Origin of the sequence: Gilliamella sp. Occ3-1, assembly GCF_001690655.1 — a bacterium.
GTDB classification, from domain to species: Bacteria; Pseudomonadota; Gammaproteobacteria; order Enterobacterales; family Orbaceae; genus Gilliamella; species Gilliamella apicola_P.
The window spans coordinates 1-17799 of sequence record NZ_LZHQ01000004.1 but is presented as its reverse complement, the minus strand read 5'-3'; the positions used below and the strand labels follow the sequence as shown (position 1 = coordinate 17799).

Annotated in this window: 12 protein-coding genes and 2 rRNA genes; 4 read left to right on the top strand and 10 right to left on the bottom strand. The window is 37.1% G+C overall.

The genetic code is table 11. The features are described 5' to 3' along the window. Positions 1-188: 188 nt before the first annotated feature. The 4 genes from cas3f to carA all read right to left on the bottom strand — a co-directional run bounded on the left by cas3f (position 189) and on the right by carA (position 8994). The gene (gene cas3f, locus A9G43_RS00785; RefSeq protein ID WP_065605836.1) at positions 189-3500 is read right to left on the bottom strand and encodes a type I-F CRISPR-associated helicase Cas3f; all 3312 of its coding nucleotides are present in this window, start codon (positions 3498-3500) and stop codon (positions 189-191) included. Further along, entirely contained in the window at positions 3497-4450 is a 954-nt protein-coding gene (gene cas1f, locus A9G43_RS00780) for a type I-F CRISPR-associated endonuclease Cas1f (protein ID WP_065605834.1), read from the bottom strand. Before cas1f ends, cas3f begins: the two co-directional genes overlap by 4 nt. 165 nt (positions 4451-4615) lie before the next feature. Beyond that, a complete protein-coding gene (gene carB, locus A9G43_RS00775) occupies positions 4616-7831 on the bottom strand; it encodes a carbamoyl-phosphate synthase large subunit (RefSeq protein WP_065605832.1) in 3216 nt (1071 codons plus the stop codon). Between the two features lie 2 nt (positions 7832-7833). After that, positions 7834-8994 carry a glutamine-hydrolyzing carbamoyl-phosphate synthase small subunit gene (gene carA, locus A9G43_RS00770; RefSeq protein WP_034909414.1) on the bottom strand — a complete coding sequence of 387 codons (1161 nt, stop codon included), beginning with the start codon at positions 8992-8994 and terminating at the stop codon, positions 7834-7836. 270 nt (positions 8995-9264) lie between these two features. Between carA and argF the strand changes: the two genes are divergently transcribed. Both argF and A9G43_RS00760 read left to right on the top strand, forming a co-directional pair. After that, entirely contained in the window at positions 9265-10275 is a 1011-nt protein-coding gene (gene argF, locus A9G43_RS00765) for an ornithine carbamoyltransferase (RefSeq protein WP_065605830.1), read from the top strand. A gap of 99 nt (positions 10276-10374) precedes the next feature. Then, complete coding sequence (locus tag A9G43_RS00760; protein ID WP_034947327.1) at positions 10375-10872, top strand: phosphatidylglycerophosphatase A family protein; 498 nt, start codon at positions 10375-10377, stop codon at positions 10870-10872. Between the two features lie 55 nt (positions 10873-10927). On the opposite strand, the gene nadK is transcribed toward A9G43_RS00760, so the two are convergent. Beyond that, positions 10928-11806, bottom strand: coding sequence for an NAD(+) kinase (gene nadK / locus A9G43_RS00755; RefSeq protein WP_065605828.1), 879 nt, complete (start codon positions 11804-11806; stop codon positions 10928-10930). 158 nt (positions 11807-11964) lie between these two features. Here nadK and grpE point away from each other — a divergent pair, with 158 nt between their 5' ends. After that, the gene (grpE, locus tag A9G43_RS00750) at positions 11965-12549 is read left to right on the top strand and encodes a nucleotide exchange factor GrpE (RefSeq protein ID WP_065561641.1); all 585 of its coding nucleotides are present in this window, start codon (positions 11965-11967) and stop codon (positions 12547-12549) included. Positions 12550-12593: 44 nt separating this feature from the next. Here grpE and def read toward each other — a convergent pair whose 3' ends face one another. Further along, positions 12594-13106 carry a peptide deformylase gene (gene def, locus A9G43_RS00745; RefSeq protein ID WP_065605826.1) on the bottom strand — a complete coding sequence of 171 codons (513 nt, stop codon included), beginning with the start codon at positions 13104-13106 and terminating at the stop codon, positions 12594-12596. 156 nt (positions 13107-13262) lie between these two features. Between def and dprA the strand changes: the two genes are divergently transcribed. Next, complete coding sequence (dprA, locus tag A9G43_RS00740; RefSeq protein WP_141673990.1) at positions 13263-14369, top strand: DNA-processing protein DprA; 1107 nt, start codon at positions 13263-13265, stop codon at positions 14367-14369. An 89-nt stretch (positions 14370-14458) separates the two neighbouring features. Here dprA and rraA read toward each other — a convergent pair whose 3' ends face one another. The 4 genes from rraA to A9G43_RS00720 form a co-directional block, all read right to left on the bottom strand. Next, positions 14459-14950 (bottom strand): ribonuclease E activity regulator RraA, encoded by a 492-nt coding sequence (gene rraA, locus A9G43_RS00735; protein WP_034909391.1) that lies wholly within the window; start codon positions 14948-14950, stop codon positions 14459-14461. Positions 14951-15039: 89 nt separating this feature from the next. Beyond that, positions 15040-15942: a 1,4-dihydroxy-2-naphthoate polyprenyltransferase gene (locus A9G43_RS00730; protein WP_034909388.1), complete on the bottom strand. Its 903-nt coding sequence runs from the start codon at positions 15940-15942 to the stop codon at positions 15040-15042. A gap of 798 nt (positions 15943-16740) precedes the next feature. Continuing rightward, a 5S ribosomal RNA gene (gene rrf / locus A9G43_RS00725) occupies positions 16741-16856 on the bottom strand. Positions 16857-16993: 137 nt separating this feature from the next. Then, positions 16994-17799, bottom strand: a 23S ribosomal RNA gene (locus tag A9G43_RS00720); the annotation flags it as partial.

The following is a 17799-nucleotide window of genomic DNA, read 5'->3' as shown; positions in this document are numbered from 1 at the left end:
CGCTTATTCAGCGGTAAAATTCACTTCAAAGAAAAGTAAATACTTAACATTTCTCAGCAACCTATTCGGCTGTCAAAGCTCAGTATAAAAGAATTCCCTCACTTTTACTAGCAACCATTATGCACCTGACGATATTTTGTCAAAAAGTTTCAGGTAACTATGTGTTTCAGTATAAAAACAATATTCTTTTATCCTTTCTTTTCATAAAATCCTAAATAAGGATGAAAATACCAACTGCTATTACGATATAAGCTTACGCTACAAAATTCATTCGCTAATCGATATGGCGTTTTATTTGGGAAATATTCGGTTATTTTTGCTATGGCTTGCTCGACACTATTAACCAACCAAGGTTGGATATTAGGATTATCAAATGACCAGTTTTTATATTCAATTATACTATTTTGTGTATCTTCGCAGCACTCATCTGGTGTTTGCCATGCGATATCTGCATAGCTAAATTGATAATCGCCATCGTCGTCAAGTTGGCAAATATATTCATCTTGTGTCTTATCATTCTCTCTAAATGGCGAAATCGCCTGTAAATGCACACAATGGTGATGGGCTAAGCCTTGTTGCCAATAGCTGGTGACATAATTACTTTTACGGGCATTAATCGCAAAGAGATCTGCCATGACCTTATGTTCTAATTCAGCTAGCGTTAGCCCATCTTCAGGGCAAGACTTAATACGTGGAACCGCATCTATATTAACTAACTGATAAGCTGGAATTAGTTCATTTGTTTTATGGGTTTTCAGCAAGAATAATGGCTTTTCTTCAAAACCTGGTTTAGTAAAACAGGCTTTATCCGTACGATACTTAGATTCAATCGCTTTTAAATTCGATCCTAATATCGCCACATTGGCCTTTTGTGCCATTTTTTGTGGTCGATGTCGCCAGACTCGCCCCACCAACTGGATAATTGACCGCATGGATGATGGTTCGACAATCGCCCAATCATAATCGTGATCACGCCCGACTTCAGTTACAGGCGTGCCGATGACAATAAAAATATGGTTTTCTTTATCGCTGTCTTTTATGGCATCGATAATTTCAGGCTGATTAAATAATGCCAGTTCATCACTTCGATTTAAAATTCTATCAAGTTTTTCTTCTAGCTGGCTACGCAATAACAACAGTTGTCGAGCATGATAAACCACAATATGAAAAGTCGTATTATTAGATAACTTGGTTTGTGCATAAATTTGTTCTGTAAGTGAAATAACATCTTCGATATGGGCAAAACGCATTAAACCGATACTCACCTTTTTTTGCAATTTTTTATCAATTTGATGATGATCTTGATGAAATTGATAAGCTTGATCTAATAATTGTTTAGCTAGCACACCATAATTGATTTTTGGGTTTTCTGTTTTATTTTCTTGGTAATTTAATAGATCCAAAATATGCCCTTTACGGCGGATTGCACTTTGTGTTAATTGCTGAATGCGCATTGCTACAAATTGTTGATGATGATCGCTAAACATTTTAGTATCAGCAATTGGTGATATCGACTGTTCATATTCATCAAACCAACCACATACAATGGCATTATTGGCATATTGGTTATTTTGATTCCAAATTTTTCGCCCTGCTTGGTAAGCATCAAATAATCCAGCAATTAAATCAGGCGTTAAGGTTGCTGATGAGAGTAGCACTTTGCTACCAAATAACCCAGCTAAATGCACCAAGCGAGCCAGTGCAGGTAAGTCATGTTGATCAAAATCATCCGGCTCATCTAAAATCAAATCTGAGGTTAACAATCTTAACGTGGGTGCAATATATTTACCGCCTCGGGTACATTCGCTAGCTTGAATAATATGGTCAATAGTGCATGTCACAATGGGCGCATAAAGTAATTGCCGTGCTTTACTGTCTTCGATAATTGTCCCTAATTCACAATCCGCAATACCACTTTCTGCTACATCAAGATATTCATCAAGTAACGATTCGATAGATTCACTACCTTGGTTTTCTGAATCGTTTTGTTCAATGTTTTCATTACTCAGTTCAAACAAGGTTTTTGTGGCTCGCCCACCCACTAAAATCGCCAGATGTTCATCACTTAAGTGTAATCTTTCTCTTAATGCTTTACCTGTTTGCAACGTTAAAACACGTAATCCCAATGCAATGGTAAAACGCACGCCCCGTTTTGGATTTGAAAGCGCATACATAATCCGCCCATTGGCTAAGGTTTTACCACAGCCAGTCGATGCCATGTTAACACCAAAAAAGCCACATTCATCAGATTGTTGTTGATAACTTTTTGCTAAATCAAAAGCATGATTTTGCCATTGGAATCGTTTTATAGTTGTTCGTTTGGTAAAAGGTTTATGTTGATTGATTGCGGGTAATTCCGTGGTTATTTTAGGTAATAAACGAGCAAAACGGGCTGAAAAATTAGCAACACCGACCAAATGATCATCCAAACACTGTTTGGCTTCTTTTTGGTAATTTGTGTTGGCAATCAGTATTGCCCTATTTTTTTTTGCCTCGTCATTTGATAAAGATAAACTTGAGTAGTTATGATCAGCCACCATTAAGCTTAAACGTGAAATATGCAATGAAAACGCGTCAATATTAGCCAATTGCATTAAAGGAATATGGTTTAGGGCTTTGGTTGCATAACGGCTTAATTTTTTAAGCCAAGGTTGGCTTAAGGTGATATCACTTTTTAGTTGCCAAAAATCGTTGGGTGAAGTGTGTTGACTATGACTATTTTTAACCCATTTATCAATTGCCTTAAATGTTTTATAAAAACTTTGGATAGTTAAGCCCGATATATCAAAATCTCCTTTTTGTACATTTTTAACATCATCCGTTAATGAGTCCGGTAAAAACGGCATTCGATGATGCGACACAATGAGCCACGCGATCCACTGCGCCAATAAAGGCAGTTGAGTAAGATCATTTTTGTCGACTTGGGTGAGCTGTTTGTACCAATTAGGATTCTGTTGTCGATATTCAGTAAAATTCGCTAATCGATCAAATAAGGCTTCGTTCGTGGTGCAGTCTTGAATCATTAATAAAAATAATTGTAACGAAATCCATTCATGTCGGTAAGGATCAGCCTCCACAGCCGTTTCTGCTCGTAATTTAGATTGAAAACCAATCGTTGCTTTACCTAAATCATGAAGTAGTGCCGCTATGGTTGTAATTAATTGAATGGTGGTTGCATATTGCCAACAATTTTCGCTGTCACTGCGTAAAATATTACGTTTAGTACGATTAGTTGGGACTCGTCCCTCTTGATTAAACTGACTGCGATCGCCCACAATCCACAAAAGTTCAGTTAAATTTTTACCATGTGTCCAATAACATGCAACAGCAGTATTTTTTCGTGCAGTTTTACGTAATAATTTATAGAGCGTTTGTAGCCCTGCTTCGGTCATTGGGCTTTGCCATGTTCGTTCACCGCAGCGCTCAGCGAACTGATCGATAATCCGCCTTGTTTCGGTTAAGGCATTTTTTTTACATTGACTAACAAGTAAAATATTCATATTTGATCTGCTATCTGTTTTAAAGTATCAATTATCCTATCAAGTGCACCTAATTGAGCAAATTGCGCAATACATGCCATACGAAATTCTTTTTCACTATCGCCTTGTTTGGCTGATAAAAAGGCCTGAGGTAATACAATGCCATCTTTAATAATATCTGCCGCATCAAAAACTAATCCACCCCGGCGAGTTTTTCCGTGTAAAATAGCAAGTCCATGAGGGAGACCTAACACCCAACAAGCCGTTGCGCCAAGTCCATAGGCTAAATAGTTACCATGATCTAAAAATTGATTAGCGGGATCATGACTCTTGCCTCGTGTGCCTTGTTCCCGTTTAAATTTGTCATCTTGTAAGGTTAATTGATTTGCCATGCTATAAAGACGTTTGCTAATTCGCCCTTCTGCGGCTAAAAGTGCTTGGCTATTATCAACATCGGTAAATTGTTCTGTTGCATCAGTAAGAATATGCGCCAACTGCGTTTTATCAATATCCCAATCAAATTGCGGCCAACACTCACTAATAATATTAAGCCGTGTTTGTTGCAATAATTTAGCTGCTTGTAATCGACGTTCATCATCAAACCAAAATTGACACCAGCTTTGTAGGTATTCCGTCGGGCGATATTCACTTTGTGGCGAAAAAAATTGACAAGCGAATTCAGATTCGGTTGATGAAAATAGAGGCGTTCCGCCTCCACCACAAAAGCCAATCATGACACCTGCCCGTGAAAGCTCTCGCACTGCCGCTTGCGTTAATGATGTTCCCGTGCCTAATAAAATACAGGTAGTATTAGCTATTGGGATATTCCAATATAACGATTGTTGACCTTGCTCAGTGACATATTCGACTCGCCCGCCATTAACCAAAACACGGCAATGCTCTAAATAATAAATATTGGCACGCTTGGAATGTATGATCGTTTTTAGATCAGAAGAATGAATCATATCCATGATAATAACTAATTAAATTGATTGAAATATAGCAAATAAATTAACATTATTCTGTATCAAAAACGAGCATTTTATTGTTTATTAAGAACAATTTCATGATTTCTAAGTTATTATATTGTGGATGGAATTTTTAAAGACGAGTGATACTCGTCTTTATCTTTGTGATTAGCAATAAAGTTGCTGTAATGGCGTTACAGTTTGTGCCGGATCGTAATCTAGCGCTGCAGTTGTAGCATAAGCAGCATTCATCGTGGTATCGTAATGTACCTTATATTGAATGGCACTTCGACGTAATACTTTTGAGGCTTCAATAGCTGCTCGTCCAGAGGTGGTATTAAGAATATAGCTATATTCGCCATTTTTTATATGGTCATGGATATTTGGTCGCCCTTCGTTTTCTTTTTTTACGACTTGGCATGGTATATTTGCTTGTTGTAATACCTTTGCCGTGCCAATAGTTGCATCAATACTAAACCCATGAGTAATTAACCGTTTAGCTACCTCTAACAGCCTTGTTTTATCCTGATCGCGAACCGATAATAATGCTTTCCCTGATTTTTTCATATTGGATAAACTACCTAGCTGAGCTTTAGCAAAGGCTTCAGCAAAGGTTTTACCAATTCCCATTACTTCACCTGTTGAGCGCATTTCAGGACCTAATATTGGGTCGACACCACTGAATTTATTAAACGGTAATACCACTTCTTTTACCGAATAATACGGAGGAATCACCTCTTTAGTCACATTTTGCTTGGCAAGTGATTGTCCCGTCATAACGCGAGCCGCTATTTTCGCCAATGGTAAACCAGTTGCTTTTGAGACAAAAGGTACAGTACGAGCTGCACGAGGATTGATTTCGATCAAATAAATTTGATTATCTTTCACCGCAAATTGCCCATTCATTAAACCTTTTACATTGAGTTCAAGTGCTAATTGTTTGGCTTGTTGTCGTAGTTTGTCTAAAATATCTGCAGTTAATGTGTGTGTTGGTAGTGAGCAAGCGGAATCACCAGAGTGAATGCCTGCTTGTTCAATATGTTCCATAATGCCACCAATCAGGATTTGCTCACCATCAGCAATTACATCAATATCAACTTCAATTGCATCATCTAAAAAGTGATCGAGTAAAACAGGCGCATTATTCGATTCGCTTACGGCTGTTTTAAAATAACGACGTAAATCTTGTTCATTATAAACAATTTCCATTGATCGACCACCTAATACATAAGAAGGTCTAACCACTAATGGATAACCTATTTTTTCTGCTTCAATGACAGCCTCATTAATATCGGTCACTGTGGCGTTGACAGGTTGTTTTAATTTCAGTTTATCGACGACTTCTTGAAAGCGTTTACGATCTTCGGCTTTATCTATAGCATCAGGTGAGGTACCAATAATTGGTAGCCCTGCTGCTTCAAGCGCACGAGCAAGTTTTAGCGGTGTTTGCCCACCGTATTGCACAATAACACCATCTGGTTTTTCAACATGTGCAATTTCAAGCACATCTTCAAGCGTAACTGGCTCAAAATAGAGGCGGTCAGAAGTATCGTAATCGGTTGAAACCGTTTCGGGATTACAGTTAACCATAATGGTCTCATAACCATCCTCACGCAGTGCCAATGCCGCATGTACACAGCAATAATCAAACTCAATACCTTGTCCAATCCGATTAGGACCACCACCAAGGATCATAATTTTTTTACGGCTAAATTGAGGATTAGCTTCACACTCTTGCTCATAGGTTGAATAAAGATAAGCGGTATCTGTTGCAAATTCAGCCGCACAGGTATCAACACGTTTATAAACAGGGTGAATTTGATATTGATGGCGTAAATCGCGAACAGCTTGTTCTGTGGTATTAAGTAGTTTGGCAATGCGTAAATCTAAAAAACCTTTACGTTTTAATTGCCATAATGTTTCTTGATCAAGTTGCGCAAGTGATTGTTCCTTTAGCTTGTTTTCAAGGTTAACCAACTCTTCAATTTGTACTAAAAACCAACGATCAATATTGGTAAGTAAAAAGATATCTTCTAAGCTCAATCCTGCCCTAAAAGCATCAGCAATATACCAAATCCGATCAGCGCCCGCTTCTTGGAGCTCATAACAAATTTTGGTGATATTTTTTTCATCAGTATAATTATCAATTTTAGGATCAAATCCTGAAGCGCCAACTTCAAGCCCTCGCAACGCTTTTTGTATTGATTCTTGGAAGGTACGCCCAATGGCCATCACTTCACCAACTGATTTCATTTGTGTGGTTAAACGATCGTTACAACCAGCAAATTTTTCAAAATTAAAGCGTGGAATTTTGGTAACAACATAATCAATTGACGGTTCAAATGAAGCGGGGGTTTTTCCGCCTGTTATATCATTAGATAATTCATCAAGCGTATAACCGACAGCCAGTTTGGCGGCGATTTTCGCGATAGGAAAGCCCGTTGCTTTCGAAGCTAAGGCAGATGATCGTGACACCCGTGGATTCATCTCAATAACAATTAATCGCCCTGTCTTTGGATCAACCGAAAATTGTACATTGGAGCCACCAGTTTCAACACCAATTTCACGCAGTACCGCGATCGAAGCGTTACGCATGATTTGGTATTCTTTATCAGTCAAGGTTTGTGCCGGAGCCACCGTAATTGAATCACCTGTATGAATACCCATTGGATCAAAGTTTTCAATTGAACAAACAATAATGCAGTTATCATTTTTGTCTCGAACTACTTCCATTTCATATTCTTTCCAACCAATTAATGATTCATCAATAAGTAGTTCATTGGTTGGCGAAAGATCAAGTCCTCGAGTACAAATTTCGTCAAACTCTTCGGTATTATAAGCAATACCGCCACCGGTGCCCCCCATGGTAAATGATGGACGAATAATGCAAGGAAAACCAACTTGATCAAGAACGGCGTAAGCATCTTTAAGCGAATGAGCAATCCCTGAGCGAGCGGTATCAAGACCAATTTTTTTCATCGCCTCATCAAAGCGTTTTCGATCTTCGGCTTTATCGATAGCATCGGCTGTTGCACCTATCATTTCAACATTAAATTCTTTCAATACACCTTGTTTTTCAAGCTCTAATGCACAGTTTAATGCTGTTTGACCGCCCATGGTTGGTAAAATGGCGTCTGGCCTTTCTTGTTCAATAATCTTACGAACGCTTGTCCAATGAATGGGTTCAATATAAGTGGCATCAGCCATTTCAGGATCTGTCATGATAGTGGCTGGATTAGAGTTAACTAAAATAACACGATAACCTTCTTCACGCAGCGCTTTACAGGCTTGAGCACCAGAATAATCAAATTCACATGCTTGACCAATAACAATTGGACCAGCACCAATAATTAGTATACTTTTTATATCTGTTCGCTTAGCCATGATTATTGCTCCTGCTTATAAATTTTAATTAACTCAATAAAGTGGTCAAAAAGCGATGCTGCATCATGAGGCCCAGGACTGGCTTCGGGATGGCCTTGAAAACTAAAAGCCGGTTTTTGATTGTGATGAATGCCTTGTAATGAACCATCGAACAGTGATTTATGCGTCGCTCGTAAATGAGCTGGTAAGCTTGCTTCATCTACAGCGAAGCCGTGATTTTGTGCAGTGATCATTACCTTATTATTTTCTAGATCTTTAACAGGATGATTACCACCATGATGACCAAACTTCATTTTGATAGTTCTAGCACCACAAGCAAGCGCAAGAAGTTGATGACCTAAACAAATGCCAAAAATAGGAATATCTGTGTTTAAAAACTGCTTAATGGCATCAATCGCATAACTGCAAGGTGCAGGATCTCCTGGGCCATTAGATAAAAAGATCCCATCGGGCTTTAAAGCAAGGACTTGTTTTGCTGTCGTTTTTGCTGGTACAACGGTTAATTTACAACCACGCTCAACTAACATTCGCAAAATATTACGTTTTACACCAAAGTCGTAAGCAACAACATGATATGGTAATTGGCTTTCTGGTTTTGGAGCAGGCTGTTGCTGTTGCCTTGTCCACATGCCCTGTGACCAAATATAACTTGTCAAACAAGTCACTTCTTTAGCTAAATCAAGCCCACTTAATCCTTTAAAATCGATTGCCTGCTGTTTAGCTATTTCGGCTTTTTCAAGTAAGGTCGTTTTGTCCGTTGCTGTTATGATGACGCCATGCTGTGCACCTTTTTCACGCAAAATACGGGTTAAGCGCCGCGTATCAATATCCGAAATGGCAATAACATTATGTTTTTTTAAATAGCTAGAAAGACAGAGTTCACTTCGATAGTTGCTAGCTAATAATGGCAAATCACGAATAATCAAACCTTTTGCATAAACTTGGTTCGATTCGGCATCGGTATCATTCGTTCCTACATTACCAATGTGCGGGTAGGTTAATGTAACCAATTGCTCACAGTAAGACGGATCGGTAAGAATTTCTTGGTAACCTGTCATTGAGGTGTTAAATACCACTTCCCCAACTGTTTGACCATCAGCACCAATTGATTTCCCGATAAATTGCGAACCATCTTGTAACATAAGGAGGGCATAAGTTTGCATGACTAAAAGATCCTTTGAATGAATTATCATGAATTTTGAATAAAAATTCAATTTTACCTAGCTGCAAAGATACAATATTTGGTCATTTTATTACACTTTTTTGTACAAAAAAAGCAATATTATAAAAATTATTTTAATAATTAAGTCTAATTTTTGAGACTTACCTCAGAATAAAGGTAAAATGTTAGAGTTATTATGATGTTTAACTTGAATTTGCATAATTATTCAAATAGAATCACTTAAATCATTACGGTTATTAGGAGCTATATCATGCACGGTTTTTATCAGCGTCATTTTTTACGATTACTCGATTTTACCCCTACCGAAATCAATCAATTAATTAATCTTGCTATCGAATTAAAACAAGCCAAACAACAAGGGCAAGAACAACAACATTTGATTGGTAAAAATATTGCATTAATTTTTGAGAAAGACTCCACCCGTACGCGTTGTGCTTTTGAGGTTGGTGCATTTGATCAAGGTGCAAATGTCACTTATTTAGGACCAAGTGGTAGTCAAATCGGTCATAAAGAATCAATTGCGGATACCGCACGCGTGCTGGGTCGAATGTATGACGGTATTGAGTATCGTGGTTATGGCCAAGAGATCGTTGAAACATTAGCCCAATATGCTGGTGTACCAGTATGGAATGGCTTAACGACCGAAGCACATCCAACCCAAATTTTAGCCGATTTTATGACAATGAAAGAGCATATAGGCAATCGCCCATTAAGTAGCATTAAATTTGCCTATTTAGGCGATGCCCGTAATAACATGGGAAATTCGTTAATGGAAGGTGCGGCTTTAATGGGAATGGAAATTCGTTTAGTTGCACCAAAGGCCTGTCATCCCGAAGCCGAACTAGTACAAAAGTGCCAAGATATAGCAAAAAATACGGGTGCAAAAATTATCTTAACCGAAGATGTTGCCAAAGGAGTTAAAGACGTCGACTTTTTATATACTGATGTATGGGTATCAATGGGTGAGCCTAAGGAAGTTTGGGATGAGCGTGTTAAATTATTAACACCTTATCAAGTGAATGAAAATGTTATTAAACTTACCAATAATCCAAATGTCAAATTCATGCACTGTTTACCCGCTTTTCATGATATGAACACTACCGTCGGTAAACAGATGGCAACTCAATATGGTTTAACCAATGGACTTGAAGTGACTAATGATGTGTTTGAATCTGAACATAGTATTGTTTTTGATGAAGCCGAAAACAGGCTACATACCATTAAAGCGGTAATGGTTGCAACTTTAGCCAAAGATGAATAATATTGCCATAATCGATACTTAAATGCTTAGCTAAAAAATTAGGCACTTTCTTTTTGCCGGCTTAATGTCGGCAAATTTTATTTAAAAGAATATTAGATTATGACAAAACAAGAACGAAATAAAGATTTTAAAAAATTCCTCAAGTTAACCAATCCCATTCATTTTTTAGCTGTAGGACTAGGTAGTGGTTTATCTCCAATTATGCCGGGAACAATGGGATCGTTAATGGCGATTCCACTTTGGCTATTATTTTATGGTTTACAACCAGCTTTATACTGGGTATTTATTTTAGTGACTTTTATTTTTGGTTGTTTTATTTGTCAAAAAACATCGGATGATACCCATACGCACGATTCAGGGCATATAGTATGGGATGAATTTGTTGGCATGTGGATCACCCTATTTTTTATTCCACAACTTTCTGTTATGTGGATTGCGATAGCCTTTGTAGCATTTAGGATTTTTGACATGGCAAAACCGTGGCCAATTCGTTGGTTTGATAAACGTATACCTGGCGGTTTTGGTATTATGGTGGATGATGTGATTGCAGCTATCTTTTCATCATTCACCGTTTATATCATGACATTGGTTATTTAAGATGTAATCTTATACTAAAACGCATACTTTCCTGAAAGTTTTTTACAAAAATAGATTAAAACATCTTTTGCGACCATCCTAACTTAGTCGAAAGATTATTAAAATAATCATAATCTTTGGTATGAATTAAATTAAATTCATATAAAGATCGGCGAATAATCACATCTTGCGTTGGTTTGACCGGTAAAATAATTTGGCTATCACAGGCAATATTTAAATCAAGCGCAGTAGTTGGAAATTTAAGATGAATTGGGTTATTGCCTTTGATAACCAAAGGTCTAACTGCTAACGAATGCGGAAACATTGGCGTAATAATTAATGCATCTAAATGAGGCGCTAAAATAGGACCTCCTGCCGATAACGAGTAAGCGGTAGAGCCTGTTGGCGTTGCAATAATTAACCCATCAGCTCGCTGTGAAAACGCATTACGTTCATTAATGTAAACATCATAGTCAATCATATGCGCTACAGTGTTAGGAGTGACGACAATTTCGTTTACGGCGAAACTCGAATTAATCAAATTACCATTATCATAAATGGAAACTTCTAATAAGAAACGAGGATCCTCCTCATATTCACCGGCAATAACAGAACTTAATTGTTCAATTACTTGTTCATGCGAGATATCCGTTAAGAAACCGAGATTACCTCGATTAACACCAATCACTTTGATTTTATAGTGTGACAAGTACCTAGCTGAACGTAGCATATTTCCATCACCACCCACAACAATGGCTAGGTCAGCTTGTTCACCAATTGCTTCTAACGAAGCGTAATGGCTAACTGGAAATTGAATATGATCCGCTAAGCGATCTTCAACTAGCACATGAATACCAAGACTAACAAGCCAATCATAAAGCACTTGATGAGTTTCGATTGCCTCTAATTTACGAGGAAGTCCAATGAGACCAATGCATTTAAAAGGTGTATTCATAAAATATCCTTGTTATTCTTTTATATAAACGATATGTATTTTTTCGTCACAGGTCAAAAAATTACATATCAATTTACTGATAAGCTTGTAATCATAAAAATTGTCCCCATAATAACCGTAATTCACTAAGTTTTCGACTACATTATTTGGAGTACCTTATGACAGAGCAAGATAAAAATATGTCAGAAAATGAAACTAACATTGACACACCAGCTGAAGAAACAACAGAGCAAGAAGCTCCAGTGCAACCAAGTCTAGAAGAGCAATTAAACGCAAAAGATGCACGTATTGTAGAGCTAGAACAAGCATTACAGTTAGCTAAAAAAAATGAAAGCGAAGCCATGATTCGTGCGCGAGCTGAAATTGATAATGTTCGTAAACGTGTTGAACAAGATGTTGATAAAGCGCGTAAATTTGCACTAGAAAAATTTTCTAATGAATTATTACCCGTTATTGATAATTTAGAACGAGCTTTAGAATCTACAGATAAAACCAACCCTGAGCATAAAGCTACTGTTGAAGGGTTAGAGCTGACATTAAAATCATTCCTAGATACTGTCAAAAAATTTGGTATTGAAGTGATTAATACTGAAGATTCACAACTAAATCCTGATGTGCACCAAGCAATTAGTATGGTTGAATCACCAGAACATCAATCAGGTCAAATAGTAAATACCATCCAAAAAGGCTATACCTTAAATGGCCGGTTAATTCGTCCTGCGATGGTAATTGTTGCTAAATAGTTATCTTTAGATAGGTTAACCGCCAATCACTGTGGCGGTTAATTTTATTGATTCCGTTGCTCCTCACGAGCAAGTTTCTTCATTTTTTGTTCAATTCGTTGACGTTTTAATGGTGAAAGGTAATCAACAAAGAGTTTACCTTTTAAATGATCCATTTCGTGTTGGATACAGATAGCAAGTAACTCATCGGCATCAATTTCGTAAGGATTGCCATGGCGATCTAGAGCTTTAATTTTGATTTTTTCTGCTCTTGGCACAAATCCACGACAATCAGGAACCGATAAGCACCCTTCCTCAATACCCGTTTCACCTTCTTGGCTTATCACTTCAGGATTGATGATCACATAAACTTGGCTTTTATCTTCTGATACATCAATAACAATAATTTGTTCATGTACATCAACTTGGGTTGCTGCAAGCCCAATACCATTTTCGTCATACATGGTTTCGATCATGTTATCAATGATCGTTTGTAGCTCAGGGGTGAACTTGGTAACAGGCTTAGCAACTTTGCGAAGTCGCTCATCAGGAAAACGTAATACCGGTAAAATAGCCATAAATTCTTCGATCTACTCCTCAAATTTCGGGTTTATTCAAACTATTGCTCATTGTAAACATTTATCATACTGATGAATAGCCCTTATTGGCTATTGGTAGTATTTATCTTATCAATTCAAGATATCTAAATCATTTAAAACGAGTGCGGAAAGATTATGATGAGTAAATATGAATTCTTATTAAGAATTTCAATGGTTGGATATGGAAAACAAAATATTTTTGAAAAAATTGGACAGTTTTTTGCTAACGGTTTACCAATTAGCATACAAAATGTGCCTTGTTTGTTAAATAAACTAGGATTGTCGGATGTTCAAATAGTGCGTTTTTATGAAACATCATATCTTCATTTAGAACCAATACTTCAATGGTTAGAATCACCCCACCCACAAAAACACCTTATTGCTTATTGTGATAACGATTATCCTTTATTACTTAAACAAATTTGTTCTCCGCCTTTATTGTTGTTTGTTTTAGGTAATCGACAGTTATTACATTCACCTCAATTAGCTATGGTTGGAAGTCGTGAATTTAGTGAATATGGAGCACAGTGGGGACGATATTTTGCTAGTGAATTAGCTATTAATGGTTTAACAATTACCAGCGGTTTAGCGCTTGGATTAGATGCTATTTGCCATCGTGGCGCACTTGAAGTATCGGGTCATACCATCGCAGTGTTAGGCAGCGGTTTAGCAAAAATTGCACCAAGATCAAATTTAAACTTAGCCAATGATATTTTGGAGCAAGGTGGGACTATTGTGTCCGAATTTTTTCCATTTGAAAAAGCCAGATCCGTCTATTTTCCTCGTCGGAACCGAATTATTAGCGGGTTAAGTTTAGGAACTTTCGTGGTTGAAGCTTCAGAAAAAAGCGGCTCGTTAATTACTGCGCGCTATGCACTTGAACAAAATCGAGATGTATTTGCCTTACCAGGTGATATTAACAATGAAAACTGTAGTGGAACTCACTATTTAATTAAACAAGGCGCTTATTTAGTTTCTAAACCAGTTGATATTTTAGAGCATTATTATAGTTATTTATCAGCAGTAAATAGCTCGTGTAATCAGCTTAAAGAAGAACAAAATAATTCTATTTTGTATCCTGAAATTTTTGCTGTGATTCATCATCAACCTATCCCTGTTGATATTATTGCTCAACAAGTAAATATGTCGATTTCAGAAGTGAGCGTCAAATTATTAGATATGGAACTAGAAGGTTTAATAAAGACGGTAACTGGTGGTTATATTCGTAATCGAGTGATTTAAAATTCAAGATTTTTTTGTTAAAAAGTTTCAGGTAAGTATACGTTTAAGTATAAAAACCACCGATAGGTACCGGCGGTTCACACTATTTTTTATTTATCTTCAATTTCAAGAGCAATTTCAGATAGGATGATACCTGTATTATCAGCATAGACAAAATCACCCGAGAAGAAAGTCACTCCACCAAAATTAACACGAATATCAATTTCACCAATGCCTTGATCTTCAGCACCAACAGGAATAGCTGCTAGAGCTTGAATGCCAATATCGGCTTCAGCTAGATAATCAACTTGGCGAACAGCACCATAAACAATTATTCCTTCCCATTGATTTTGAACAGCAATATCTACTAGCTCTGCATCAATTAGCGCTCGACGAACAGAACCACCCCCATCAATAACAAGGATTTTTCCTGAGCCGTCTGATTGCAAAATTTCGTATAGTAAGCCGTTATCTTCAAAACATTTAACTGTTACAGCTTGACCTGAAAACGATGCTACACCACCAAAATTACTAAATATTGGTTCAACTACGTTAACATCTTCTGGGTAATAATCGCAAAGAATTGAAGTATCAAACTCCATTATCAAGTCTCCTTTTGCTGTGATATATAAGTTTATTTAGTATAACGCTAATACCAAGTAAAATGATATTAAAATTAAATAAACGTGAACTAGCTCAAAATAATCCCCAAACAATAAAGTAAATTAGTCAATAAAGCAAGTTTGACCATCTGTAATAATAAAGGTACTCCTTCTTTGTGCGTATTAAATTGAAAAACCATATAAATATGCTTAATAAATAACGGTAATGTTAATATAAACAAACCGCTCCAGATTGTTTGTAATTTATTGTATGCAAATAAACTTAGCGAACAAAATGCTATGAGTAATAGCAATAAATGATAATATCGCCCCATACATTTACCAATCATTACTACTAAAGTACGCTTATTACTTTTTCGATCTAGTTCTATATCACGAAGGTTATTGATATTAAGCACAGCAACGGATAACAAACCACAGCCTAAAGAAGGTAAAATAATGGATAAAGAGAATACCTTAGTTTGCAAGTAGAAACTACCCATGACGCCAATCAAACCAAAAAAAGTAAGTACTGATAGATCGCCAAATCCAATATAGCCGTAAGGTTTTTTACCCATGGTATAAGTTATTGCGGCAACAATAGATAATAATCCTAATAATATAAAAATAAATAATTCATAAATATTATTACAAGCAAATATAAGCAAAATCAGCCCAAATAAAATACATAAAAAAATATTAATCCATAGCGCTATTTTTAGCTGCTTAAGTGTAATTAAGCCTAATTGTATACCTCGATTATGGGCAGTAAGATTGTTTTGATCGCTACCTTTAATTTCATCTCCGTAATCATTGGCTAGATTAGAAAGAATTTGTAACAATGATGCTGTAATTAATGAAAACAGTAGTATCCAAAAACTAAATTGATGTTGCCAATAAGCTAGTGCATTACCTACTAATATCGCAGAAAGAGAAAGAGGTATGGTTTTTAACCGTAAACTAATAATCCATGGGTAAAATTTATTGTACATTCAATAACGGTATTATTTTTAGTGAAAACTATAAATCATAATAACAGGAATACTGAATCAATTCACTGTGTTAGTCATGATACTATCAATAAGTTTATATATTTGTGTGTTTTTAAACCACTATAATGAGTAAAAAGAAAAAATAGTAACACCCACAGTTAGTACAAAACTAACGTAGAAATTGATGTAGCATATTTTCGTGTTTTATATTCAATGGAATATTAATTAATGCGTTATTGAACATTTTAGTATTATAAATGAGAGCTACTCTTCGGTTATTCTCTTTGCTTGATCTAGGTTACTTAAAAGATATAAATAGAATACTTCAGTGCAATAAGTACAATCAAATTGTTCAATATAGCTGTTTTGACATGGGCTAATGATTTAAATATAATCAACAATTATATCATATAATTTTGCCTAACTGGTAAAGACCCTTCCAATAAATTCCGATCTATTATCAAACCGTATTTTTAACAGATAGCCATGGTATTGAGCTAACTTGTCCAAATATCTATGTATAATGCTTCAAGATTCAAGTCATCAATGACATTAAACGTTCTAAAGAAACTTTGATTTCTACTATTGTTACTAATCATAAAATTCATTGACCTACATTCACATTATTTATTGAGAAACAATAATTTTTCTGATGTTTGAGGTGGAAATTGCGCCTTTACTTGCCTTCCTTTTAGATATAAAGAGAAATAGTTACAAATCAATGCAGGAAGGTCGCTAAAATAAAATACCAAAAAGCAAAAAAGCCCAGCATTGCTGCTAGGCTCTCTATATTTAAAAGTCTGGCGGCACCCTACTCTCACATGGGTAATACCCACACTACCATCGGCACTACGGCGTTTCACTTCTGAGTTCGGCATGGGGTCAGGTGGGACCACCGCGCTATTACCGCCAGACATATCCTGTCTCTCTCAATCAGTATCAATATCTATTCATTATCTCATATCAATACTCATCTCTCAATCCGGAACAAACTGTTCTTTCAACTTTTAATCAACTCAATATCGCGTAACCCAAAACAACTCCGAGTTGTAAGGTTAAGACTCTCGGTTCATTAGTATCAGTTAGCTCAATGTATCACTACACTTACACACCTGACCTATCTACGTCTTAGTCTCAAACGGACCTTACTGAATCTCTTCAGGGAAAACTCATCTCAAGGCTAGTTTCGTGCTTAGATGCTTTCAGCACTTATCTATTCCGCACGTAGCTACCGGGCAATGCAATTGGCATCACAACCCGAACACCAGCGGTGCGTTCACTTCGGTCCTCTCGTACTAGAAGCAAACCCTCTCAATTTTCCTACGCCCATGGCAGATAGGGACCGAACTGTCTCACGACGTTCTAAACCCAGCTCGCGTACCACTTTAAACGGCGAACAGCCGTACCCTTGGGACCTACTTCAGCCCCAGGATGTGATGAGCCGACATCGAGGTGCCAAACACCGCCGTCGATATGAACTCTTGGGCGGTATCAGCCTGTTATCCCCGGAGTACCTTTTATCCGTTGAGCGATGGCCCTTCCATTCAGAACCACCGGATCACTATGACCTACTTTCGTACCTGCTCGAGCCGTCACTCTCGCAGTCAAGCTAGCTTTTGCCATTGCACTAACCTCCTGATGTCCGACCAGGATTAGCTAACCTTCGTGCTCCTCCGTTACTCTTTGGGAGGAGACCGCCCCAGTCAAACTACCCACCAGACAGTGTCCCTTACCTCGATTCAGAAGTATAGGTTAGAACATCAAACATTAAAGGGTGGTATTTCAAGGTCGACTCCACACACACTGGCGTGCATGCTTCTTTGCCTCCCACCTATCCTACACATTAAGGCTCAATGT